Annotated in this window: 1 pseudogene; it reads left to right on the forward strand. The window is 59.7% G+C overall.

Going from position 1 to position 595, the window contains the following annotated elements:
• Window positions 1–595, forward strand: a pseudogene (locus ACYVG7_RS09940) (IS66-like element ISAeme24 family transposase); the annotation flags it as partial.

Here is a 595-nt window from a genome sequence, read left to right on the forward strand (position 1 = left end):
AAACTCTTCGAAAATGCAGCGCCTCAGGCGCACGACCTCCATGATGCCAACCGCATCATCCAGGAGCTATGGAACAAGCTACGGGAGTACGAGGACCGTCTGGCTCTCTCCTCTCGTAACTCATCCAAATCGCCATCCTCCGACTCCCCTGCGGCTAAGGCGGAGCGAAAAAAGTTACGACGCCTCGTGGCCGAAATCAGGTTGGCGCTCAACCTGGACACACGGGGCATCGACGAGAACTAAGCGAGTTGCAATCCACCGATCTGGTGGTTGCTTGCAAACCGGCATCCTGCTGCGCTGAGTGCGGCGGCGAGGTCGTGGCCAATGCCGCGCCATCCTTCCGCCACCAGGTGTTTGAGCTGCCCACGTTGCCGCTAGAGATCACCGAATATCAGCTATTCCACGGCCACTGCCGGCACTGCGATGCGCTCAGCAAAGGCGAGTTGCCCAAGGCGGCACCCAGCGGCCAGATGGGGCCGCGGTTGCTCAGCTATATCGCGGTGCTCGCGGGGCAATATCATCTGAGTGTGCGCAAAATTCAGAGTTTGCTGCGCGATCAGTACGGCATGACCTTTTCGGTCGGCGCCATCTCGGA

The organism is Pseudaeromonas pectinilytica (assembly GCF_054780855.1).